The sequence below is a fragment of the Halalkalibacter sp. AB-rgal2 genome (genome assembly GCF_041821005.1).
Lineage (GTDB): Bacteria > Bacillota > Bacilli > Bacillales > Bacillaceae_D > Halalkalibacter.
The window spans coordinates 168,870-192,503 of record NZ_JBGUAV010000004.1; the positions used below are offsets into that span (position 1 = coordinate 168,870).

Annotated in this window: 25 protein-coding genes and 1 other annotated feature (1 of these 26 cut by a window edge); of the genes, 2 read left to right on the top strand and 23 right to left on the bottom strand. The window is 37.6% G+C overall.

All coding sequences use genetic code 11. The features are described 5' to 3' along the window. Positions 1-4, bottom strand: a binding site (T-box leader); it reaches 212 nt to the left of the window's first position. A 60-nt stretch (positions 5-64) separates the two neighbouring features. The 19 genes from ACERJO_RS05255 to spoVE form a co-directional block, all read right to left on the bottom strand. After that, positions 65-565, bottom strand: a complete 501-nt coding sequence (locus tag ACERJO_RS05255; protein ID WP_247103873.1) for a DivIVA domain-containing protein — start codon at positions 563-565, stop codon at positions 65-67. Positions 566-742: 177 nt separating this feature from the next. Continuing rightward, positions 743-1,516: a YlmH family RNA-binding protein gene (locus ACERJO_RS05260; RefSeq protein ID WP_373646786.1), complete on the bottom strand. Its 774-nt coding sequence runs from the start codon at positions 1,514-1,516 to the stop codon at positions 743-745. Positions 1,517-1,541: 25 nt separating this feature from the next. After that, entirely contained in the window at positions 1,542-1,793 is a 252-nt protein-coding gene (locus ACERJO_RS05265; protein ID WP_247103871.1) for a YggT family protein, read from the bottom strand. 17 nt (positions 1,794-1,810) lie between these two features. Then, a complete protein-coding gene (locus ACERJO_RS05270) occupies positions 1,811-2,260 on the bottom strand; it encodes a cell division protein SepF (RefSeq protein ID WP_373646787.1) in 450 nt (149 codons plus the stop codon). 17 nt (positions 2,261-2,277) lie between these two features. Then, positions 2,278-2,958 carry a YggS family pyridoxal phosphate-dependent enzyme gene (locus ACERJO_RS05275; protein WP_373646788.1) on the bottom strand — a complete coding sequence of 227 codons (681 nt, stop codon included), beginning with the start codon at positions 2,956-2,958 and terminating at the stop codon, positions 2,278-2,280. Between the two features lie 17 nt (positions 2,959-2,975). Next, positions 2,976-3,794 carry a peptidoglycan editing factor PgeF gene (pgeF, locus tag ACERJO_RS05280; protein WP_373646789.1) on the bottom strand — a complete coding sequence of 273 codons (819 nt, stop codon included), beginning with the start codon at positions 3,792-3,794 and terminating at the stop codon, positions 2,976-2,978. Between the two features lie 90 nt (positions 3,795-3,884). Then, on the bottom strand, positions 3,885-4,148 hold the full coding sequence (locus ACERJO_RS05285; RefSeq protein WP_247103867.1) for a YlmC/YmxH family sporulation protein: 264 nt from the start codon (positions 4,146-4,148) through the stop codon (positions 3,885-3,887). Between the two features lie 364 nt (positions 4,149-4,512). Further along, positions 4,513-5,298: an RNA polymerase sporulation sigma factor SigG gene (gene sigG, locus ACERJO_RS05290; protein ID WP_035340449.1), complete on the bottom strand. Its 786-nt coding sequence runs from the start codon at positions 5,296-5,298 to the stop codon at positions 4,513-4,515. Positions 5,299-5,557: 259 nt separating this feature from the next. Then, a complete protein-coding gene (gene sigE, locus ACERJO_RS05295) occupies positions 5,558-6,271 on the bottom strand; it encodes an RNA polymerase sporulation sigma factor SigE (RefSeq protein WP_035340447.1) in 714 nt (237 codons plus the stop codon). A 63-nt stretch (positions 6,272-6,334) separates the two neighbouring features. Further along, entirely contained in the window at positions 6,335-7,264 is a 930-nt protein-coding gene (gene spoIIGA, locus ACERJO_RS05300) for a sigma-E processing peptidase SpoIIGA (protein WP_373646790.1), read from the bottom strand. A 214-nt stretch (positions 7,265-7,478) separates the two neighbouring features. Then, positions 7,479-8,618: a cell division protein FtsZ gene (ftsZ, locus tag ACERJO_RS05305; protein ID WP_373646791.1), complete on the bottom strand. Its 1,140-nt coding sequence runs from the start codon at positions 8,616-8,618 to the stop codon at positions 7,479-7,481. 39 nt (positions 8,619-8,657) lie between these two features. Continuing rightward, the gene (ftsA, locus tag ACERJO_RS05310) at positions 8,658-9,947 is read right to left on the bottom strand and encodes a cell division protein FtsA (RefSeq protein WP_373646793.1); all 1,290 of its coding nucleotides are present in this window, start codon (positions 9,945-9,947) and stop codon (positions 8,658-8,660) included. Between the two features lie 142 nt (positions 9,948-10,089). Beyond that, a complete protein-coding gene (locus ACERJO_RS05315; RefSeq protein WP_247104140.1) occupies positions 10,090-10,446 on the bottom strand; it encodes a small basic family protein in 357 nt (118 codons plus the stop codon). A gap of 6 nt (positions 10,447-10,452) precedes the next feature. After that, a complete protein-coding gene (locus ACERJO_RS05320) occupies positions 10,453-11,160 on the bottom strand; it encodes a DUF881 domain-containing protein (protein WP_373646795.1) in 708 nt (235 codons plus the stop codon). 4 nt (positions 11,161-11,164) lie between these two features. Next, positions 11,165-11,878: a DUF881 domain-containing protein gene (locus tag ACERJO_RS05325; protein WP_373646796.1), complete on the bottom strand. Its 714-nt coding sequence runs from the start codon at positions 11,876-11,878 to the stop codon at positions 11,165-11,167. Continuing rightward, positions 11,862-12,641 carry a cell division protein FtsQ/DivIB gene (locus ACERJO_RS05330; protein WP_247103860.1) on the bottom strand — a complete coding sequence of 260 codons (780 nt, stop codon included), beginning with the start codon at positions 12,639-12,641 and terminating at the stop codon, positions 11,862-11,864. The genes ACERJO_RS05325 and ACERJO_RS05330 overlap by 17 nt, the downstream gene beginning before the upstream one ends. A 96-nt stretch (positions 12,642-12,737) precedes the next feature. Next, positions 12,738-13,643 (bottom strand): UDP-N-acetylmuramate dehydrogenase, encoded by a 906-nt coding sequence (gene murB, locus ACERJO_RS05335; protein ID WP_247103858.1) that lies wholly within the window; start codon positions 13,641-13,643, stop codon positions 12,738-12,740. Positions 13,644-13,657: 14 nt separating this feature from the next. After that, entirely contained in the window at positions 13,658-14,758 is a 1,101-nt protein-coding gene (murG, locus tag ACERJO_RS05340; RefSeq protein ID WP_373646797.1) for an undecaprenyldiphospho-muramoylpentapeptide beta-N-acetylglucosaminyltransferase, read from the bottom strand. A 153-nt stretch (positions 14,759-14,911) separates the two neighbouring features. Further along, entirely contained in the window at positions 14,912-16,009 is a 1,098-nt protein-coding gene (gene spoVE / locus ACERJO_RS05345) for a stage V sporulation protein E (RefSeq protein ID WP_247103856.1), read from the bottom strand. Between the two features lie 339 nt (positions 16,010-16,348). Between spoVE and ACERJO_RS05350 the strand changes: the two genes are divergently transcribed. Continuing rightward, positions 16,349-16,906, top strand: coding sequence for a hypothetical protein (locus ACERJO_RS05350; protein ID WP_373646800.1), 558 nt, complete (start codon positions 16,349-16,351; stop codon positions 16,904-16,906). A gap of 192 nt (positions 16,907-17,098) precedes the next feature. Continuing rightward, positions 17,099-17,542, top strand: a complete 444-nt coding sequence (locus ACERJO_RS05355) for a hypothetical protein (RefSeq protein ID WP_373646802.1) — start codon at positions 17,099-17,101, stop codon at positions 17,540-17,542. A gap of 146 nt (positions 17,543-17,688) precedes the next feature. Here ACERJO_RS05355 and murD read toward each other — a convergent pair whose 3' ends face one another. From murD to ACERJO_RS05375, 4 genes are all read right to left on the bottom strand, one after another. After that, positions 17,689-19,050 carry a UDP-N-acetylmuramoyl-L-alanine--D-glutamate ligase gene (gene murD / locus ACERJO_RS05360; RefSeq protein ID WP_373646805.1) on the bottom strand — a complete coding sequence of 454 codons (1,362 nt, stop codon included), beginning with the start codon at positions 19,048-19,050 and terminating at the stop codon, positions 17,689-17,691. Further along, a complete protein-coding gene (mraY, locus tag ACERJO_RS05365; protein WP_247104138.1) occupies positions 19,050-20,024 on the bottom strand; it encodes a phospho-N-acetylmuramoyl-pentapeptide-transferase in 975 nt (324 codons plus the stop codon). Before mraY ends, murD begins: the two co-directional genes overlap by 1 nt. A 163-nt stretch (positions 20,025-20,187) precedes the next feature. Continuing rightward, positions 20,188-21,654 (bottom strand): UDP-N-acetylmuramoyl-L-alanyl-D-glutamate--2,6-diaminopimelate ligase, encoded by a 1,467-nt coding sequence (locus ACERJO_RS05370; RefSeq protein WP_373646854.1) that lies wholly within the window; start codon positions 21,652-21,654, stop codon positions 20,188-20,190. Positions 21,655-21,711: 57 nt separating this feature from the next. Further along, positions 21,712-23,622 (bottom strand): stage V sporulation protein D, encoded by a 1,911-nt coding sequence (locus tag ACERJO_RS05375; protein WP_373646807.1) that lies wholly within the window; start codon positions 23,620-23,622, stop codon positions 21,712-21,714. Positions 23,623-23,634: the final 12 nt, after the last annotated feature.

Sequence of the window (23,634 nt, forward strand, 5' to 3'; positions counted from 1 at the left end):
TTACTTTTATTTTGTTTAAACGAATGAAGTAATTATAAGTCAGACATGAATGAAGATCAAGTTATTATTCAGTATAACTAGTCTTTTCCTCTTCATCATCAACGGTTGCAGTCATTTCTTTCCAATCCTCAGTTCGAAGCATTTCAAGCTGCGCTTCAATTAACATTTTAAAACGCATCTTATATACAGAAGCTTGCTTTTTCAGCTCTTCCATATCCATCATCACTTTACGTGATTTAGACAACGCATCATTTATAATCCGGTCAGCATTTTTTTCTGCTTCCTTCACAATTAATTGTGCTTCCTTTTGAGCATTTCTTCTTACTTCCTCAGCCGTTTCTTGAGCGATTAAGATCGATTTATTAAGCGTCTCCTCCATATCTTGGAAGTGACCAAGCTTCTCCTCAAGAGTTGTCAATTGCTCAAATAAATCCTTCTTCTCTTTCAATACAGCCTCATAATCCTTAATAACTTGATCCAAAAATTCATTTACTTCATCTTCATCATATCCACGAAATCCTCTAGTGAATTCCTTATTATGAATATCTAAAGGCGTTAAAGGCATATCGCCACCTCCTAGTTAGTTGCTTACTTGTCTACTTACACTTTATTCGACATTTATTTCGAAAATCCTTTTAGAGGTTGTTCAAAATGGCGGTTTTCTCATCACAAGACGCGTAGCGAACAGAGCCATCGCCATATTTTTTGATACTTTTTGAACGACCTCTTTTACTTCATTATATTATGAAAGTCGACCAAAACGAAGCCTGTACTTATCCTTCTTCGTTCTTCCTTCAACTTTTATAAGCTTGGATCGACCAAATCCCCTTACTGACAATTGATCACCTGCTTCTAGCAGAAAGGACTGCTGATCAATTGTTTTAAAATTCACTTTAACAAGGCCTTTCTCAATAATTGGAAGTACTTTAGAACGAGATAGCTTATAAATTTGAGCCAAAACCGCATCTAACCGAAGAGACGAAATCGTCGTTGTTTGTTCATCCCAAACTTCTTCATTTTTCTCATGTTCAGATATAGGTCTTCGTTCGAGTGATACCGACGCCTTTCCAATCATTTTAACATTTGCAATGATAAAATCTTCAATTTCCTCGGCAATAATCACTTGTACATAGCCGTCACCAATAACAATATCTCCGAATTTTTCACGCTTAAGACCGACATTCATTAATGCCCCTAATACATCACGATGCTCAAGCGAAACAAATTTAGAAGGATATCGAATAATACATAGTGAAAGCTTAAAGTCCTCTTCAATAGTCTGAATATAAGAAGGTGCAACGAATGCACGCTTTCTCTCAGAAAAAGGCGAACCTCCTAGAAAAGAGAGATTTACCTCGTCATCCTGACCGATGACACTTTGTAAGATCTCTTGTTGTCTCGGGTCAAGAAAATCAGTTAATCTTTCTCGATAACGTAATTTGGCATCTTGCTGCCATTCTAATGCTTGATCAACAAATGTCCATTCATTCTCTCTGAAATGTTGGTAAATACTCATGAAGTCACCACTTCCATCAGCTCATTTAAAAAATAGCTGCAATCCCCATTCTCGCAAAGTGTAACGCAAGAATTGCGACAATGGGAGAAATATCAATCATTCCTAATGGAGGAATAATCTTGCGAAAAGGCTCCAAGAAAGGCTCCACTAACTGACCTATCATTTGTCCAATTGATGACTCTCGTGCATTGGGAAACCAAGACATCAAAATATATGCAATGACCATATAAGAGTAAATGGTTAATAACAACATTAATAAACTGCCAATCCCACTCATCTAAATTCACCACCTTTTTATCCTTCAAATTGCTCTTGAATCATTTCCGTTATGGACCCAGTTACATCAACATTGTCTGGTGTACATAAGAAGATATGCGTCCCAACTTTTTGAATGTCTCCTCCAATCGCATAAACAGTCCCACTTAAAAAATCAACAATTCGTTTTGCTTGATCGTGCGAGATACGTTGCAAATTAATTATGACAGCTTTGCGATTCTTCAGATGATCAGCAATTTCTTGTGCCTCATCATACGTCCTCGGTTCTAATAAAATCATTTTTGCACCCTTTTGAATACTTTGTAAACTAACAACATTTTGTTGATTTTGTTGTGACTTCGTTTGATTGGAGCGAGACCTACGCTGTGGAGCTTCTATTTCCTCTTGCTGAGGCTCCGTCATTTCTTCTACTTCTTCATAATGATCATCAAGTTCAAAAAAACGTTTGAATTTCGATTTCATTCCCACAGTAACCTCTCCTTTTTTCATTCTTTTCCAACTAGTGCAGTGCCAATCCGAATAAATGTCGCTCCTTCCTCAAGAGCTATTCTATAATCATTCGACATTCCCATTGATAATTCATGGCATGGAGCGTGCGACCATTTTTTTTGTCGTATTTGGTCACGAAGTTCTCTCAATTTCCGAAAAATAGGACGAGTTTGTTCTTGGTCATCATAGTAAGGAGCCATCGTCATTAAACCTATGACTTCTATCCCCTTATATTCCATTAACGTTTCAATAAACTCTTCCACTGAGGAAGGGAGTATACCTGATTTGGTTTCTTCACCGGACACGTTTACTTGTACGAAACATTTCATCTTCCTTCCACTTGGCATACGCTTGTCCAACTCTTTAGCAAGTGACAATCTTTCAAGAGAATGGAGATATTCATATTTCCCGACAATATCTTTTACCTTTCGAGATTGCAGTGTTCCAATGAAATGCCATGTCCCTTGAGGATGAAGAGCTTCCCATTTAGTAAGTGCTCCGTCTACACGATTTTCACCTATGTGTTGAAGCCCAGAGTGAAGAGCCGCTTGCGCTGTTTCAATTGAAACATACTTCGTAACAGCTATAATATGTATATCGGACACATTCCGTCCAATCTTTTGACAAATTTCCTTCACTTCATTATTTATGCTTTTAACATTTTCTTCAATTGTCATTCCATGTCACCTTCCAACTATCTCAATCCGATGAAACTCATTAACCTACCAGTCTTCCCACCCTCAGCGCGATGTGAAAATAACCGCTCATCCGATACTGTACATAAAGATGATACCGTTATTTGTGAAGGATGTATTCCTTCGTTAATAAAAAGATATTTATTTACCATTTGTAAATCTAAAAGGTAATGATCATCTGAAATTTTTTCATATAACAAAGACTTATCAAAAGACCGTTCAAAACATTCATCAATGGCATTTATAACTATATCACTTACTTCATAATGTCTTCTACTAATCGAAGGTCCTATGACAATTAAGATATCTTCTTTTGGAATGGATTCATGTTCCGACCAGCGTCTAATCATCTTAGGACCAATCTGATCTACTGTTCCACGCCATCCAGCATGAGCTAAGCCGATGAATGTAGCTTTTGGCGCATAAAAATAGATTGGAACACAATCGGCATACAAACTAGTTAATAATACATTGCGCTCATTCGTGTAGATTCCATCTGTTTCACGAATAGCTGATCTCAAATCTTGTGAACCCATCCCTTTATGCTCTTGAGAAACGCAAACAATTTTTGAATGATGAACTTGTTCAGTTCCAACCCACTGAACAAGCGGAAAGGAAAGATCATTAGCAAGCAATTGACGATTTTTAGAAACGATCTCTGGATCATCCTGAACATGATACCCCATATTTAAGCTACTAAATGGAGCTGAACTCATTCCACTGTTTCTTGTCGTAAAGCCTGCAACTAAGGAAGGATATTTGTTTTCCCAATATGATAACTTTAAATATCGTTCCGATCCTTGTTCAAAAGGCTCCATTTGACTCTCTCCTTACCTTTAACGAATAAGACGATTATATATATTCTATCATAGGTAAGAAAAAACGCGAAACATCTTTCTCATGTTTTCCTACTTTACTTGTTGTTGCATATTAAATTTTGATTGCAATTCAACTAAAATGACATCTGAACCAATACGAATAATATTTTTCCATGGAATGATGATTTCTTCAACTTCCTTTCCGAACATACTCATGACTCTACCTGTTCCACTAATAACAAGTGCTCTAATTTGACCTGATTGTAGATCAATTTCTATATCTGTCAATTGTCCTAACCGTTTCCCATTTTCCATGTTTACAATGTCCTTCGCTTGTAGTTCAGATATTTTCATGTTTTCACTGCTCCTCATTATGAAATTAAGCTCCTAACACTATATATGCAATCAGGTTAATGAAATATGTTAGTTCTCGAACAAACCCTTATTTAAATCATAAGAATACTGCGCAACAGTTTTTTCTTAATTGCATCGTACGTAGTCGTTACAAGGGGTTTAGTTGATTTAAATATGGTTTCCCTTCAGAGCAACGTGTACCGAACGAAGCCCAAGCTCTTCTATAAACCCTTCTCCAACTTCCGTGATCTTCATAAGGTTAATAGAATGCGCTTATCCATTTTTGATTCTACAAAAAACCTCAAAAGGACTACTTTCATTCCTTTTGAGGTTTCACACACTAAATTCATATTCATTTTAAGTACTACACTTGAGCATGCTTATTCATATGCTGAATAGCTGCCTTTTCTAAACGTGAAACTTGAGCTTGAGAAATGCCAATTTCATCAGCAACTTCCATTTGGGTCTTTCCTTGAAAAAACCTCATGTTTAAAATCATCTTTTCACGTTCATTCAAGCGTACCATTGCTTCCTTCAAAGCAATTTCCTCCACCCAATTAACATCTCGATTCCTCTCATCACTAATTTGATCCATTACAAAGATTGGGTCACCACCGTCATTATAAATCGGTTCAAACAAGGAGACAGGATCTTGTATTGCATCAAGTGCAAAGACGACATCCTCTTTTGGTACATCTAGAACTTTTGCAATCTCTTGTACAGTTGGTTCTTTTTCCCTTTTCTTCTCCGCCATTAATTGATCACGTACTTGCAAAGCTTTATACGCTATGTCTCGTAGTGAACGAGAGACACGTATTGGATTATTGTCGCGTAAATAGCGTCTAATCTCACCAATAATCATTGGCACTGCATATGTAGAGAATTTAACGTTTTGACTTAAATCGAAATTATCAATCGATTTCATTAAACCTATACAACCGACTTGAAAGAGATCATCCACATACTCTCCGCGATTATTAAAGCGTTGGATCACACTCAATACAAGCCTTAAGTTGCCATTCACTAACGTTTCCCTAGCACTTGTTTCTCCATTTTGCAAACGCTGAAATAATTCACGCATTTCTGCATTTTTCAGAACAGGTAACTTTGACGTATCTACACCACATATTTCAACTTTATTTCGTGTCAATTCTTTCCCTCCTATCGCGGGAGATGATGTCTAAGAAAAGTATCTCCTGCGTAGGAAAAAATATGCACGAGCCTTTTGTGGATAAACTCACAAAAATAAGACTCATGCACGTCATAACACGACTTATTCAAAAGAAAAAAATTTTTTAAGAAATTTTTCAAAAAGTGGAGGTCCCAATTAAAAATTTTAGTAGGTCGTTATTCTCCAACGCAATCGGAACAATCCCGAGATTTTTCCAAAAATTCTTTTTTAACACTCTTTAAACCATTTTATTGAACTCTTTTTGTAATCGTTTAATGATTCTTTTTTCAAGTCGGGATATATATGATTGAGATATTCCGAGCATATCAGCTACATCTTTTTGTGTTTTTTCTTCATCTCCAGCTAGTCCAAACCTTAACTCCATAATTTGTTTTTCTCTTTCATTTAATGTGTGTAGCGCCTTCACTAATAATTTACGATCAACTTTTTCTTCAATTCCTCTTGTAATTATATCTTCTTCTGTTCCTAATACATCTGAAAGCAATAATTCATTTCCATCCCAGTCAATATTCAATGGTTCATCAAATGAAACTTCCGAACGTGTTTTATTATTACGTCTTAAATACATTAATATTTCATTCTCGATACAGCGAGAAGCATATGTCGCCAATTTGATCTTTTTTTCCGGATTGAACGTATTAACAGCTTTAATAAGCCCAATCGTTCCAATACTAATTAAATCCTCGATATTAATACCCGTATTCTCAAATTTCCTTGCAATATAAACGACTAACCTTAAGTTTCTTTCTATTAACATCGAGCGAACCGCTTTATCGCCTGTTGGTAGCTTTTTTAGAAGGACTGCCTCTTCTTCCTTTGTTAATGGCGGAGGTAATGCCTCACTACCACCTATGTAGTAAATTTCGTCTGGCTTCATACCCATTCGATACATTAATTTGTACCAAAGTAATTTCATTTTCAGTTTCAGCATCGTATGCCCCCTACCTTAAATTACAAAAATTATATAAATAAATCATTCGCTAAAGACGTTCACTCATGACGACATTGCTTCTTTTGTCATTCCCCTTTGTAACAGTGCTGGGTGAATAATGCTTGTAAACGAATGATCTGATGAAAGTTCCTTATCTTGAAGTGCAATCAACACCTTAGAAGTTTGAATCACTCCTCCTTCCTCATATAGCTTTATGTAATCTGGTCGAATCCCTGTTAAAAAGGGGGATGATTGACCTACAACGCGATATGGAATGATCGTAAGACGGTCATCTAATTGCGTTGATTGTTCGTTAGATTTCATCGATAGTTCATGAAATTGTAAAAGTTGATCAATGTATTCTTTTGAAAAAGACTCATAGAATAAATTTGCTTCCATTATGATAACTGGACGTTTAGAGAGAGGTTCCACCAATTGGTTTCCCGTATCAATCAATCCTTTTGAAGTAATACTCTTATTACCTATTACAACTTGAACATCTATTAATTGATTAGCTTGAAATTGCCTAAATTCGATCTCCTGGAAACGTTGTTTTGAAAAGTACCATACAAGTGGGAACCCAATACAAATAAAGAGCCAACTTATCCCACTCCCATAGCCCTTGTTCACACTTAATAGTCCATCAAATAAATCTGACTCCGTTTGCCAGAAGAAATGCAATGCAAATAACCCACCCCCTGTCATGAACGTTACAAAGTAGAACATGCAAAGCACTTGGAAAAAATAACGGAAGCGTTTATAACCAAATGCTATTACGACAATCCATATAGAATAGATAGCCTTGAACCATGGTTCATATACAATATGTCCATATGAAGTAAATAAAAATAAGACAATGAGTGATGCAAAAAAAGCAGCACCAATCATTCGAACATGATGAAACGGCCGTTTCAACAGTAAATACGTTAAGGCAATAAGGAGATAGTCGATACAAAGGTTTAAAATCCAAATTAAGTCTAGATAGATGGTCATAGAAACCCTCACATCCAATAATTTAAGCCTAGTATACATCTAGTCTATTACGAAGTCTGTCAATTCATGACAGACTTCACGTACTATTTTTAAGAGATTTTCAATCAATTTGTCAGTTATAGCTTAGAGAAAATGATGTGGGAAATACAATCAACTACTTATAAAAAACAAAAAAACACATACCAAAAATGGCATGTGCTTAATCTCTTTAGACTTATCGATTTCGATTTCGACGATTTCGTAAAAATGTAGGTATATCTAACGTATCAGTTGCTTCTGTTGGCTCACTTTTAGTTTGCTGAGTTCCCCTTGCTTCAGATACCCCCTCTTCCTTCGCCTGTTTAACCGTATTGCTTTTTAGAGGTTTTTGTGACAGTGTTCTAGTTGAAGCAGGTTGATCATTTTCTTCAAATCCAGTAGCAATAACCGTTACAACAATCTCATCCTTTAAGTTCTCGTTTATAACAGATCCAAAGATCATATTTACTTCAGGATCAGATGCAGCTGATACGATTTCTGCAGCTTCATGTACTTCATATAGTGACAAATTAGAGCCACCTGTAATATTCATTAATACCCCTTGAGCTCCATCAACAGACGTTTCAAGCAATGGACTTGATATAGCCTTTTTAGCTGCTTCACTAGCTCTGCTTTCTCCCGTTGCAACTCCAATCCCCATCAATGCCGATCCTTTATCACTCATAATTGTTTTCACGTCAGCGAAATCTAAATTGATTAAACCTGGAACAGCAATTAAATCCGAAATACCTTGAACACCTTGACGTAGTACATTATCCGCTTCTCTAAATGCTTCCAACATAGGCGTATTTTTATCAACAATTTCAAGCAGTCGGTCGTTCGGTATCACAATTAATGTATCAACCTTTTCCTTCAATGCTTGAATCCCAGTAGCTGCATGTGTTGAACGCTTACGACCTTCAAATGTAAATGGACGAGTAACAACACCGACCGTTAAAGCTCCTAATTCCTTCGCAACTTCGGCAATAACTGGAGCAGCTCCCGTTCCTGTCCCACCGCCCATTCCAGCAGTAATGAAGACCATATCAGCCCCAGTTAACACTTCTTCTAACTGCTCTTTACTTTCTTCTGCGGCCTTTTTACCAATCTCAGGGTTAGCACCTGCACCAAGCCCCCTAGTTAGCTTGCCACCTAACTGAAGTTTTGTTTCTGCTTGCGATAAATGTAGCGCCTGTGCATCAGTATTTACAGCAATAAATTCTACACCTTTTAAACCATTTTCAATCATACGATTGACTGCATTACTTCCGCCACCACCTACTCCAATGACTTTTATTTGTGCTAATTGATCCATATCCATCTCAAACTCTAACATGTAAGATCCTCCTATTTGTACAATATGCCCGCTCTTTACTTATTCGAAGAACACTTTAAAAAGGTTTTTCACTTTCCCTTTAGATTTCGGCTTATTATTCTCCTCACGCTTCATTTCGTGTTTAACTTGTTTCTTTACAGGTTGATCATAATTCGAATGTGCGTTGCTTGAAACAGCTGATGCTATTTCTTTACCTTGTATTTTAACATTTTTGTAAGCGAATTGAATGAGACCAACACCTGTCGTGTACTGGGGCTCTCTCACCCCAAGATAATCAGGCATTGCCATTCTAACACTACCAGGTAAAAGCTCACTTGCTAGCTCCAACACACCAGGTATCATAACGGTTCCACCTGTTAAGACGAAGCCACCTGGAAAATCACGATATCCCATTCGATGAATTTCTCGATAAGCTAGTTCAAACATTTCTTCGACTCTTGGTTCGATAATGTGCGCTAAATCTTCTTGGGTATATTCCACACTGTCTGCTTGTCCTATCGTTGAAACAGTAAAACGCTCTTCGACTTCTGCATCATCAATATACGAGTGCCCATATTTAACTTTAATACGCTCCGCTTCTTCTGTCGAAGTCCGTAGACCAACAGCAATATCATTTGTAATATGGTCTCCACCAATAGGAACAACAGCTGTATCTTGCAATATCCCTTGGTCAAAAATCGATACCGTAATCGATCCGCCTCCCATATCTATTAAACATACACCTAAATTCTTTTCATCTTTTGAAATAGCAACTGAACCGGAAGCTAGTGATTGTAAGCAGAAACCAGCCACCTGTAATCCTGCTCGTTCTACACAGCGATATAAATTATGTAAAGCCGTTTTGGAGCCAGTAATAATCGTTCCTTCCATTTCAAGGCGAACCCCTATCATTCCACGTGGATCATTGATTTCATCTAATCCATCTACAATAAATTGCTTAGGAATAACGTCTATGACTTCACGTTCTGGTGGGATCGATACAACTTGTGCAGCATCAATAACCCTTGTGATATCTTCATCACTAATCTCTCGATCTGGACTAGAAACTGCCACGACACCATGACAAGGTTGTAACTGAATGTGATTCCCATTCACTCCAACGATGACTTGGTTGATTGTTAAACCAACCATGTGCTCAGCTTGTTCAATCGCTCTTCTTATTGATTTTACCGTTTCATCAATATCGACGATGGCGCTTTTTTTGATTCCTTCAGAAGCAACCTTCCCCATACCAATTATATTCATTGTACCATTTGACATTTCCCCAATTATCACTCTGACATTGGATGTACCGATGTCTAAACTAACGTAGATTTCACTGTTGTCCAATCTATGGCACCTCCTTATATAATCTATTGAACATTTCAATGCATTTTCTACTTTTAAACTAGTTACTAAACATATTCAACAAGAATTTATATTCTCCTTTTTGTACTGATACATATTTATGAATTATTTAACTACCTTCATTTTAAGCATCTTTTTCCTGCTTTGTTTTCCATTTCGTTAATATCATTCGACGAATAACGGCAATATTATTAAACAATCGAACACCAAATGCAAATATAGCAGCTAAATATAAGTCTACACCAAGATGAACACCTAGAAAAGCTAAACCTGCTGCTAATAAAATATTAAAGAAGAAACCTGATACAAATACGTTCGTATCAAAGGTGTTCTGAAGATAAGCTCGAATCCCACCAAATAAAGTATCTAATGCAGCTAGCACAGCAATCGACAAATAGTTCGAGTATTCGTCAGGCACGCGAAAATCTGTCATAAGTCCTACTACAATTCCTATAATTAAAGCTACAATCGGTAACCACATTTCCAACTACTCCTCCTTCACTTCTTCCATAAAACGCACCCGAGGTGTCTGGTCAAACGCAGGAATTTGTATTTCTTCGACCATTTCTATTGATAATTCATATCCTTCAATTTCAAAAAAATCAACTGAAGCCGAAACGAGCATATGATTATGTAAACGTTCGGGGTCGTTTGAAAGCACCTTCACTTCTATAGGAAGAGGGGGCAATCGTCGATTGTTCAAATAGGTCATTTGGTTCACATCTCGAAATGCAGAAGTAGTTATAATCCGTTCATTTCCTACAGCAATTTCATCAGCACCATAAATATTTAATTCATTTATCAAAAAACGGAATACATCAGGAGAAGGAATGAAGCGATCTTGTCCAAAATATTGGTCATTATATAAAGAAGTAATGGTGATAACAACACCAGAGCCCTCTTGTTCGGTTAAACCCGCTTCCGCTCTCATTTCCTCAATTTGATTTTCAATTACCGTCGTAACTTCTCCACCTAAATTATCGACAGACTGTTCATATTGCTCAATTAAAGATTGAATTTGCTCCATTTCCTGTGTTAATTCTTGCCTTTTCTCTTGTTCTGATAATACTTCTGCTCTTAATTCTCTAATATCCCTTGTGTCTCTAATGACTGGCTCTTTAGTCGTCTGAAATTGAATGGCAATCATAAATCCAATGACGAGAGTAATAAATGCAAATACCCATTTTTCTTTCAATTGATCACCCACTCTCCGTAAAATGAGGATCAAGTTCAATTGTATTTTTCTTTTGAATCCGAACGGTTATCTCGTCACTAACTAATTGGCTGTGCACACCACCAGGTAACGTCAAAGCTGATTCCAAAATATCAGAATCACCTATGGCTGTCACAACAAAAGGGGCAGAAGATACATGACCATCTACTCGAATAACAGGTCCTGTACATTGAATGTAAGATTGCCTTGTTAAACGGTATCCATTAATAGCAATAGCCTCAGCTCCAGCGACAAATAACTCATGGACAACACGCTGAATATGAAATTCGTGGACAATGTAATTATTTGGATCCTCGCCATCAGGGACATAATCTGAATCCTCTAATGAAACTTCGATACCAGGGCCTTCTACTTTTACATCACCTACTACTTTTCGTAGTCGGTCTAGATCCTCCAATAAATTTTTTGCGCGAACTTCTTCTTCTTCATCAAGTGTCGTGACGTGTTCTTCTAGTTCACGTAGCTGCGTTTGATAAAAACGCATATCCTCTTGTAGTTTTTGGTTAGTCGACTGTTCAAGAATCAATTGATTTCGTAGTTCATCTTCACGCTCCCACTGACGATCATACCCTGGATTTAAGCTGACATTTTCATTAGTCATCTCATAATTCAACGCTAAAATAAAGCCTGTAACAATTAACACAAAGGATAGGATGAGATGCTTACGTCTCACTTTCATCTTCTTCATCCTCCTCTGACACCCACTCTTCAAAATAAGGGCTCATTTGTAAGTGCAAAATTCCTCTTTTACTCGTATCTAGATCATTAATAATCGCTAAATATGGAATCACCTTTTCATGAAAATCATTGATCGTTGTATGTACCTCTATCCCATCTGTCATATACATGATGAGAGCTTGTGCATCCTGTTCCGTTGGCGAATAAATGATTTCTGAGATACGCTCCAATAAAGCATTCGGTAGCTGTCTAAGTTCAGCTGACAATTCTGATAAATCAGCCCCTTCAGTAAACCCTACTAATATGGGGGCATCAGCTGGTATATGTGACCTATTCAATTCAGATAAATTCATCCCATTATCTAAAATCGGATAATATCGATCATCATGAACTAAATAGCCAACCCGTTCATGCTCAGAGATTGTAATTTCGACTGTAGTGGGCCAACGACGTTCAACATAGGCAGAAGATATCTCAATATGTTCATTTAACCTATTAACAATATCGTCTTCATCTACGTTCCAAATGCTTGTCCCAATTTGAAGTGTACTTTGATGCAGTACTTCTTCATGAGTAAGATGAATGTTGCCATCTACAGTCACCTCTCTAACATGACTTGCTGGTGATTGAAAGTAAACAATTAGTAGAAGCAACATAAAAAAGAATGATAAAAAAAACAGCAAGCGCCGATTCGCACGCTGTTTTCGTTGTTCTCTCAATGTCGGAATTTTTTCGTTTATTGTCACGACTTTCTCATCACTCATTATCAACACTCCTACTAATCCCTGAACGAAATTGTCCATTCCGTATCTTTTTTATTATAGCATAAAAATACAGCTAATATCGTTAGTCTATTAGTATTAAGAATGTTTTCCAATCATTTCTACTTCCGTCTTAAGTTCTATTTGTTTTGTTTCTTGAATCACTTTCTTCGCATGATTAATTAAATCAATAACATCCGTTGCTCTTGCTTGATTGACATTCTCAATAAAATTAGCGTGCATAAGCGAAATTTGCGCACCACCAATTTGATAACCTTTTAAACCAGCTTCTTCAATTAACTGACCAGCATAGAACGGAAGCGGATTACGAAAAACACTTCCACACGTCGGATGTTTCCATGGTTGGGAATCTCGACGATAATCTTTATTCGCTTGCATTTCCTTCACAATGATCGAGCGGTCACCTTTCTTTAATTGAAGCACTGCTTCAACGCAAATTCCTTTTTCCTTTTGGAGCCTAGACGTACGATAATCGAAATTCATTTCGTCTTTCGTCCACACTTCAAGTGATCCATCCTCCTTCAAAATCGTTGCTTCCAACAGGATATCAGCTATCTCCGTTCCATGAGCACCGGCATTCATAAAGACAGCTCCACCTACTGAACCAGGAATACCACCAGCAAACTCTAAACCAGACAACCCTTGTCGACTAAGAAGAGTTGCTAATTTAATGGTTGAGTATCCACCACCAACCGTTACCGTTTCACCTTCAACTTTCATGTCGTCCATTCCACGATCCAACTTAATGACAACTCCTTCAATACCACCATCGCCAACAAGTAAATTAGAGCCTCTACCGATGACTAGCCAAGGAATTTCATTTTTTGTAATGATAGACATCGCTCTTTCTAAATTCTTCATACTGTCAGGAATAACAAGCACGTCAGCGGGACCACCTATTTTCCACGTAGTATGATTAGCAAGTGGCTCTTGAACCTTTACCTTTCCAATATTCGCTTGTTTAAGTTCCTCAATCCAATCCATACTATCTTCCACCTTTACGATCCATTTTTCGTTAATTCGTCTAACACCTCATATAAATGTCTAGCTGCATTAGGGAGTCCTAACTCCTTTGATGAAGTAGACATTTGCATCCATTTATCTTCACTTGTTAGAATGTGATCGATCTCTTCTAACAAGAGGTCGCCTGACATTTCTGTCTCCTTCAACACTATTGCAGCATTATTATTTGCTAGTGATTGTGCATTTTTCTCCTGATGATTATTGGTCACATATGGACTTGGAATTAGAATACTTGGGAGTCCAAGGGCAGTAATTTCAGCTAATGTTGTAGCTCCAGCACGAGCGACAATTAAATCCACCGCCCCTAATACATCTGGCATATTATGAATAAATGGCTTGATTGTTACATTTTGAGGATGATCATGCTTTTTCATTTGCTCCATAATTCGATCATAATGTACAGTCCCTGTAACATATACGATTTGATATGATTTATGTTTCAATTTCCCAATGATCGTCAAAAACGCTTCATTAATTGGTCTAGCCCCTCGACTTCCTCCAACGATAAGTACCGTTTTTTGATGCTCATTCAAGGATAATGAGCGTCTACCTGCTGAAGCATCAACATTCATCACTTCAGATGCTCTTGGATTACCAGTCAAAACGACCTTTTGACTTGGAAAGAAGTGCTTTGCTTCCTCAAAGCAAATGGCAACTTTATCGACATACTTACTCAAAAATTTATTCGTCAGGCCTGGTACACTATTCTGTTCATGAACAACTGTCGGGATTTTTAGTTTTGCTGCAGCGTAGACAACCGGTCCACAAACATAGCCTCCTGTACCTATCACAACATCTGGTTTAAATTCTCGAAGTAAAGATTTCATCTTCCGAGTTCCAGAAAGAAACCTATACACAGTTTTTATATTTTCTAAAGAAATCGAGCGCTTAAATCCGGTAATCGGAATCGATTTAAATGGGATATGTTCACGTGTGACGATCTCAGATTCAAGCCCTTTTTCAGTCCCAACATACAGAATCTCCACATCGCTATTTATTCGTTTCATTTCTTTAATGAGCGCTAACGCCGGATAAATATGTCCGCCCGTTCCTCCACCACTAACAACTACTCTCATGATCTTCCTCCAAATTATCCATTTATCTTCATTTTATCATGAACTGAACACCGAATATACATAATAAAATACAACATCTTCATTAAATACATATTAACGATCATTACAATTTCATTTCAATCAAAATAAGTGATCTCTTCTACTAAATAAGATTTATCGCGAATGACGACTAATATTTAGTAGGACACCGATCGATAATAGCATTAGCGTAAGAGAGGAACCACCATAGCTCAACAAAGGAAGAGTAATCCCTGTTACTGGCATTAGTCCAGTAACAACGCCAATATTTATCATGACTTGTATTGCAACCATTGAAATAATTCCAACTGCTAGAAAGCTACCAAATAAATCAGGTGCCGCTAACGCAACCTTAATACCTCTCCACAAAAGGATTCCAAATAAACAAATAACAATTGTTCCACCAATAAAGCCAAGCTCTTCAGCCAAAATAGCGAAAATAAAGTCTGTTTGTGGCTCGGGTAAATAAAAGTATTTCTGTCTACTCTCCCCTAGCCCTTGCCCCAATAATCCACCAGGACCAACCGCATAAAGTGATTGTATAATCTGAAAACCACTTCCTAACGGATCTGACCAAGGATTAAGAAATGATGTTATACGCTCTATACGATATGGGGCTGATGCAATTAGAGCTACAAAACCAGCAACCCCTACCATCCCAAGCCACATGAAATGGCTAATTCTCGCTCCAGCAATGAATATCATCACAACACATGTTCCAACCATAACAGCTCCTGTCCCTAAATCCGGTTGAAGCATAATCATGCCGAACGCTAACATAACAAGTGAAAGTGAAGGTAAAAGACCTTTTTTAAAAGAGATAATCTTCTTTTGGTTCCTTGATAAATAGCTAGCTAAAAAAGCAATCATGGCCATTTTCATAAATTCTGAAGGCTGGATTGAAAAGGCACCCACCCCTAACCAACTACGTGCACCACCACGAACTAAGCCGACTCCTGGTATTAAAACGATAACTAGTAGGATAAAACAAATGACTAGTAAAACTTTAGACCAGGTTCGCCACGTCCAATAGTCAATTCTCATCATAAATAACATCGCAACAATCCCTAATCCAGCGAAAAACATTTGACGCTTCAAAAAGAAAAGCGAATCATCAAACCGGTAGCTTGCCCACGCTTCACTCGCGCTATAAACCATTAAAAGACCTATCGCTAATAAAGAAAATGTCGTGAGCATTAATAAATAATCCGGTGCCCTTCTCCCCTTATCCATATAAACACCTCAACATTTCATTAAAGTACATCGTAATCCCTGTACTATAACCTATGCACAGATGAGAAAAACATGTCCAATTGACATGTGAATGAAGAACGAACATTTGACTATTCGATGATCGTTCTAAAGTCAGCCTGAACGATAAAACAAACGCTTCCCCTAATAAGGTGCTGTTTAAAACATAATAGACTGTTAAAAACTCAACAACCTAGCAGTATTGTTGAGGAAGGTACACACATATTTATATATAATGCAATCAAATTTGTGAAAGATTATACTTAAACGAACGGAGCATTTTAGTACAAGATTGGTATACTATGATATTGGGAGGAAATTATGAAATTTAGAATATTATTTATTTTCCTACTTTTATTAACAGCTTGTTCTGGAACAAGTTATGAAAATGAAGATGTGATTGCTGTCTTAAAAGGGGAAGAAATTAAAGGAAGAGATATATTAGCCTTATACCCACTAAATGATGAACATATAGAAATATACATAAAAGAAGAGATTATTGTGATTGAAGCGAAGGAAATGGGAATCCATGTGTCGAGAGAGGAAATTGAAAGGAATAAAAATAGTCTATATCCAGGTCTTGACCCATCAGAAATCCTTCAACACGTACAAGAAAATAACAGACAGTTCTATGAAGAACAAGCCGTTGCGCTTGATATTCAACCAGAGGAATATTATGAAATTTGGAGGGATACATACTACTCAAGAGATCCATATATACAAGAGTACATGAATGAAAAATTCTTTAGTCCAGCATCTGCCAAAGGGATAGATTTCATGAAACAAGAAAGTATCGATAAATTAAATAAGGAAATTGAGACACACCTTGATGAACTAATTGACTTGTATAAAAAGAATGGTGATTTAATTATAAACTAATATTTATTGAAGGGATGGAGTCGTATCTTAAAGAAGCAGATACGCTCGTTCACTATTGGTCAGTTTAATTGATGAAGGAACGGAGGCGATTGCTGAACAAGAGAACGACGAGTTATTATATTCAATAAAATAGTAAAACAACTAATTATTGTATAAGTTATGTTAAGATTACAATTGGGAGGGAGATATATAATGAAACGTTTATTTACAGCTGGATTCATATTTTTGATGTTGTTGCTTTCTGCATGTTCCAATGAAGAAGTTATGAAGAACAAGTATTCATTTACAGGAGAGGGGCAGTACTGGGAAGCAGAATACATCTATGAAGGAACGGAACTCTGGAAAGAAGAGGATAATAGAACTAGCTACTCACATGAAAGTAACGATACATTCGTACTTACATTTATAGGTTCTTTAGAGGAGATGCAATCAATAAAGAGAGTTGATTATTCCTATGAAACAACAACCGGAGGAGGAGGAGGCTTCCAAGAGTTTGATGAATCGCCAAATGAAATCACACTTAAAAGTGGTAGCGGAGGGACTGGAGCTACAATCAAAGAAAATGAAATCATATCTGTAAGTGTAAAATGGAATGATCTTGAAGAATCCTTTGAATTAGTAAATAAAACGGAATAAAGTAGTCTTCTTCAAATAGCGGACGCGTTTCTTTAACAAGAAGCGCCTTTTTTATGTCAACAAAAAGGAAATTACTGTTACACTAAAGTAGCAGGTTAAGAAAAAAGATATCCAAAAGGAATTTCCTCTCAGATACCTTATATTTGTCACCTTCCTACCGACAATGCCTCCACTGCTTGAATAAAACGGTTCCCACGTTCTTCAAACGTACGATACTGATCCCAGCTCGCACAAGCAGGTGACAGTAAGATGACATCTCCTCTATGGGAATTCTCAAAAGCAACGGAAACAGCATCTTCCATCCATTGTGCCTCGATAATGGTTTTAATGCCAGCTTTTATGGCAACATCTCTAATTTTGTCCTTGGTTTCTCCAAAAACAACGAGGGCATGAACTTGGTCAAGAGCTGGGATGAGTTCATCAAATGAATTGCCACGATCAAGCCCGCCAGCTAACAAGACAATCGGATCTTTAAACGCTCCGAGTGCTTTTTTCGTTGCCAAATTATTGGTTGCCTTGGAATCATTATAGAACCGCCTTTCGTCAACTTCACCTACAAATTGAAGGCGATGAGCAACCCCACTAAATGTTTTTAATACATCTTGTATTTGGCGTTGTGTGGCCCCCATTGTCAATGATGCAGCAACAGCAGCCAATATATTTTCTAAATTGTGAATTCCTGGAAGGGCAATATCATTCAGTTCAATAATTTGTTCTTGTTTAAAATAAACCTGTCCACCTTTTATGTAAGCACCGTCTTTAAGCTCCTCTTTTGTAGAGAAAGGGATTTTTTTTGCTTTTGAATAGTGGACTGCTTCTACAAGATGTTGATCATCATAGTTATAAATGAGCCAGTCCTGATCATTTTGATTTTCAAATATCTTTGACTTTGCTCGTATATATTCTTCTTTCGTCCCATGATAATCTAAGTGGGCATCGAAGATATTTAATACAACACTTATGTTTGGTTTGAATTGAGTTGTACCGAGTAATTGAAAGCTAGACGTCTCTAAAACGATACAATGTTCAGTCGTTACCTGCTGTACAACTTCACATGATACGGTTCCTATATTCCCTGCAATAGTAGGAATTTTCGAGCTTCCTTTTAACATTTCATAAATCAATGTTGTCGTTGTCGTTTTACCATTAGAACCTGTTATTGCAATGATATCTGCCTCACTCAGTCTTGACGTTAATTCAATCTCTGTGATAACAGGTATCCTTAGCTCTTCTGCTTTTTGAACCATCACATTCGAATAAGGAATCCCAGGATTTTTGACAACGAGTTGAAATGAATCGCTTAACAATTCGACTGGGTGGTGACCACAGATAACCTTCATTCCAAGTGCTTCTAATTGTTGGGCTTGAGAATTATCAGCATATGGCTTGGAATCATTTATCGTTACAAATGCCCCGAGTGTATGTAAAAGCCTTGCCGCAGCTTCCCCACTTTTGGCCAATCCTAATACTAATACATTCATTCCTCTAAACTGTTCAGTCGCTCTCATTACAACCACACCTCTAAATAGATTCCAAGCACAGCAAAGATCATTCCAACAAACCAAAAGGTCACAACGACTCGCCATTCACTCCAGCCAGAAAGCTCATAATGGTGATGTAGTGGACTCATTTTGAATATGCGTTTCCCTCTAGTTTTAAAAGAAATAACTTGAATAATAACAGATAACGTTTCAATGACGAACACTCCACCAATAATGACTAATAAAATTTCCATTTTTGTTAAAATCGCAATCGCTGCAATCGCACCACCAAGAGCTAGTGAGCCTGTGTCCCCCATGAATACTTTTGCAGGGTGAGCATTATAGACGAGAAAGCCGAGTACAGCCCCGACAATCGCTGCACTAAAAATCGAAATATCAATCAAGTCAGCATACCACGCAAGAACAGCAAAAGCTCCAAATGCGACCGCACCCGTACCTGCTAATAAACCATCTAAACCATCCGTTAAATTAACGGCATTAGAAGCACCTACTAACATGATAATAATAAACGGTAAATACAACCATCCTAAGTCAATCGAAAATGATGTGGCCGGAATGGTGATCTCCGTAGATAAGTTCATTTGTCGTAATCCGATATAAAATAAGGTTGCAATGAACAGTTGACCTGCGAGTTTTTGTTTTGATGTTAATCCTAGATTTCTCTTCAATACTACTTTAATAAAATCATCTAAAAAACCTACTAGTCCGAATCCCACGGTTACAAGTAGTAACAACAGTATTTCTTGACTTAAAGACAAGTACGTAATGGAAATAAACAATGACGTTAAAATAATCGATATAACGATGACAAGTCCACCCATTGTCGGTGTACCGCTCTTTTTTTTGTGTGATTCAGGCCCTTCCTCGCGTATGCTTTGGCCAAATTTTAATCTACGAAGAAATGGGATGAAAATGGGTGATAATAGGACTGCGATTAAGAATGATAAGACTAATGTTAACAATAATATTCGTTCTAACATCATTCATCACGCCCCCTTTCTTTTCTCTATTCTTATGTTGCTTGTATGATGATTCATTCGTTTTTATATGAATATACTAATACTTTTTAGAGGGCGCTGAAAAAATGTGGTGTTTAACTTTTTTGGTGCCCTCTTTTGAACAGGATTTTTTAGAATCATTTTTTCACAATCCATGCTTTTTCTTTTTTTGTAAAGCAGCTCTTGCTTCTTCACGATCATCAAAATGAATCGTTTGATCACCGATGATTTGATAGGTTTCATGTCCTTTCCCTGCGATCAGAACAACATCCCCCGCTTGAGCGTAATTAATAGCATACTCGATCGCTTCTCTACGGTCAATGATGACTTCATAATCACCATCGATCACTCCAGACACCATATCAGCAATGATAGATGCTGGCTCCTCTGAACGTGGGTTATCAGAAGTGAAAATAGCTCTATCTGCCAACTTAGTAACAATTTGAGCCATTGCAGGACGTTTCGTCTTATCTCGATCACCACCACAACCAACAACTGCAATAATACGGTTCACTTGAAGACCCTTTATTGTACTTAGCACATTTTCCAAACTATCAGCCGTATGGGCATAATCGACAATGACAGAGAAATCTTCGTCAGATTCTATCGTTTCAAATCGACCGTCTATACCGGTAACAGACTCTAAACTACTCTTCATCCCTTGTAATGACATATTAAAAGTGAGTCCGACCGCTACCGCAGCTAATACATTATAGACACTAAATTGTCCAATCAACTTTAAATGAAATCGTTCTTCATTACCGAAAGCTCGTATCGTCAAATGTGTACCGTTCGGATACAAATCGATATTGGTTGCTCGCACATCAGCGTCTAACTTAATCCCATACGTCATAATGTTTTGCGCTGTCAGCCTTTTTAATTCCTCACTACTGGGATCATCTTGATTAATGATCGCGACCTTCGAAGAAACGGTATTGCCTAACTGGGCGAATAACAATCCTTTAGCATATAAATACTTTTCCATAGTTCCGTGATAATCTAAATGATCAGGTGTCAAGTTCGTAAATACTGCGACATCAAAATCACAACCATGCACACGACCTTGATGAAGAGCATGTGAGGAGACTTCCATAATGGCTGTATCCACATCGTTTTCTATCATTTCATGAAATAGCTTTTGTAAAGGTAACGACTCAGGCGTCGTGTTCTTTGTTTCATGAATAGAATCTCCCACTTTCGTATACATCGTCCCTATTAGCCCTGTTTTCTTATGATGATCGATCATCATTCGTTCAATCAGGTGAGTTACTGTTGTCTTTCCATTCGTTCCAGTTACTCCAATTAAATTCAATTGTTCAGTCGGATAACGATAAAAGTGACAAGCTACTATCGCCATCATTCTACGTGAATCCTTCACAACAATAACAGGTACAGAAAGCGAGAGTGGATATTCAGCTACAACTGCCACAGCTCCTTTTTCAACTGCTTGTTGAGCAAAATCATGTCCATCAACGGTATAACCTTTAATACAAAAAAATACGGCACCAGGCTGTACTTCCCGAGAATCCATTGTAATGGAAGTTACCTTCGGATTTTCTATCATTTCTATATGTTGAAATCGAATAGGCTCTAATAACTCTTTTAAGTCCATAAATAAAAGGTCTCCTTTTTCAGCTGACATACCTACCTCATTTTAAAAGGAATCTGATCAATTGTCACCCATATAAAGTCTAATTGTTGAACCAGTTGATACTTTAATCCCAGGTGAGGGTGATTGAGCTAGGACATACTTCCCTTCACCTTCTCTTTCTATTTGTAAATCATAATACGATTCGTTCAATTCACGTTGCGTTCTACCAACTAAATCTGGCACATCAACAAGCGGTACATCTGACCAAGTTAATTCTTTTTCAACCTGTTCCGTACGTTGTTCTACTCCCATTGCTAGTAAGGAATCTTCAATAATATTCCCAACGATTGGTGCCGCTACTACTCCTCCAAACTGGATCGTATCCTTCGGGTTATCGATGGCCACATAAACAACAATTTGTGGGTCATCTGCTGGAGCAAAGCCAATAAATGAGACAATATGATTATTTTCTAAGTAACGGCCATCCTTAGCTTTTTGCGCAGTTCCTGTTTTACCACCTACTCGATACCCGTCAATATATGCGCCTTTTCCTGAACCAAGTGCTACGACATGCTCTAATGCATAACGAACATCTTTAGATGTCTCCTCTGAAATCACTTGCCTCTTCATCGTTGGTGTATGTTGTTCGACAATTTCTCCTGTTAGAGAATCAACAAATTCTTTTGCAATGAACGGCTGATATAAATAACCACCATTAACGGCAGCAGACACAGCCGTCACTTGTTGCAGTGGGGTAACCGCTACTCCTTGGCCAAAAGATGTCGTTGCTAACTCAAGCGGGCCGACACGGTCTCGTTCAAATAATATACCGGTTCCTTCACCTTGTAAATCAATTCCCGTTTTCTCACCAAAACCAAAATTTTCAATATAGTCAAACAGCCTATCTGTCCCTAACCGTTGACCTAATTCAACAAATCCTGGGTTACAAGAGTTTTGAACAACTTCCAAAAAGGTTTGCTGTCCATGTCCTCCCTTTTTCCAGCAACGGATATTTCGACCTGCCACCTCAATGTATCCAGGGTCATAAAAGGAATCTTCTTTAAGGTCAACTTCACCTTCTTCAATAGCAGCTGCTAACGTAATAATCTTAAAAGTTGAACCAGGTTCATATTGCATCCAGACTGGTTTATTTTGGTTATATACATCGGCAGGTACTTCTCGAAAATGTTCAGGATTGTAATCTGGTCGACTACTCATACCCAAAATTTCACCTGTGTTCGGATTCATCGCAATCGCGATTGCTCCATCTGGTCGATATGTGGCTTCAGCGATATCGAGCTCACGTTCCATGATCGTTTGAATTTGACTATCCACCGTCAAACGCAAATCAAAACCGTTTAATGGGGCTGTATACTCATCTGCGAGATTAGGCATTTTACTTCCCTTCGCAGTTGCAAAAAAGGATACATGGCCTTTATCACCTTTTAATGCATCATCATAATAAAGCTCTAATCCAGTCAATCCTTGATTGTCAATCCCAGCGAAGCCGAGCACATGTGATAAATAAGAACCGAAAGGATAATGCCTTTTACTATCTTCGGCAATGTATACACCAGGTAAACGTAAATCTCTTACTTCACTAGCTTTTTCCTTTGCTACCTTCCTCCCAACATGTACCATTGAAGCATTTTTGGTTATATCACTATATACGTCTTTATGGTCAAGGTCTAATACATTAGCTAGCTTCTCAGCAGCATCTACTGGATCCTTCACTTGTCTAGGAACAACAATGATCGAAGGAGCACTTACATTTGTTGCAAGGACAACATCATTTCGGTCAAGTATTTCACCACGTTTTGCTTCAAATGGTACATCTCGACTCCATGAATCTTCCGCTCTCTCAGTTAACCATTCACCCATAGCAAATTGAACATAGCCGAGTCTTAAAATGATAATTAAGAACGCTATAAATCCAAGGAATAAGACTAGAATAAGACGTTTGCGGACGGTAACGTTAGACACTCTCACCGAATCACTCCT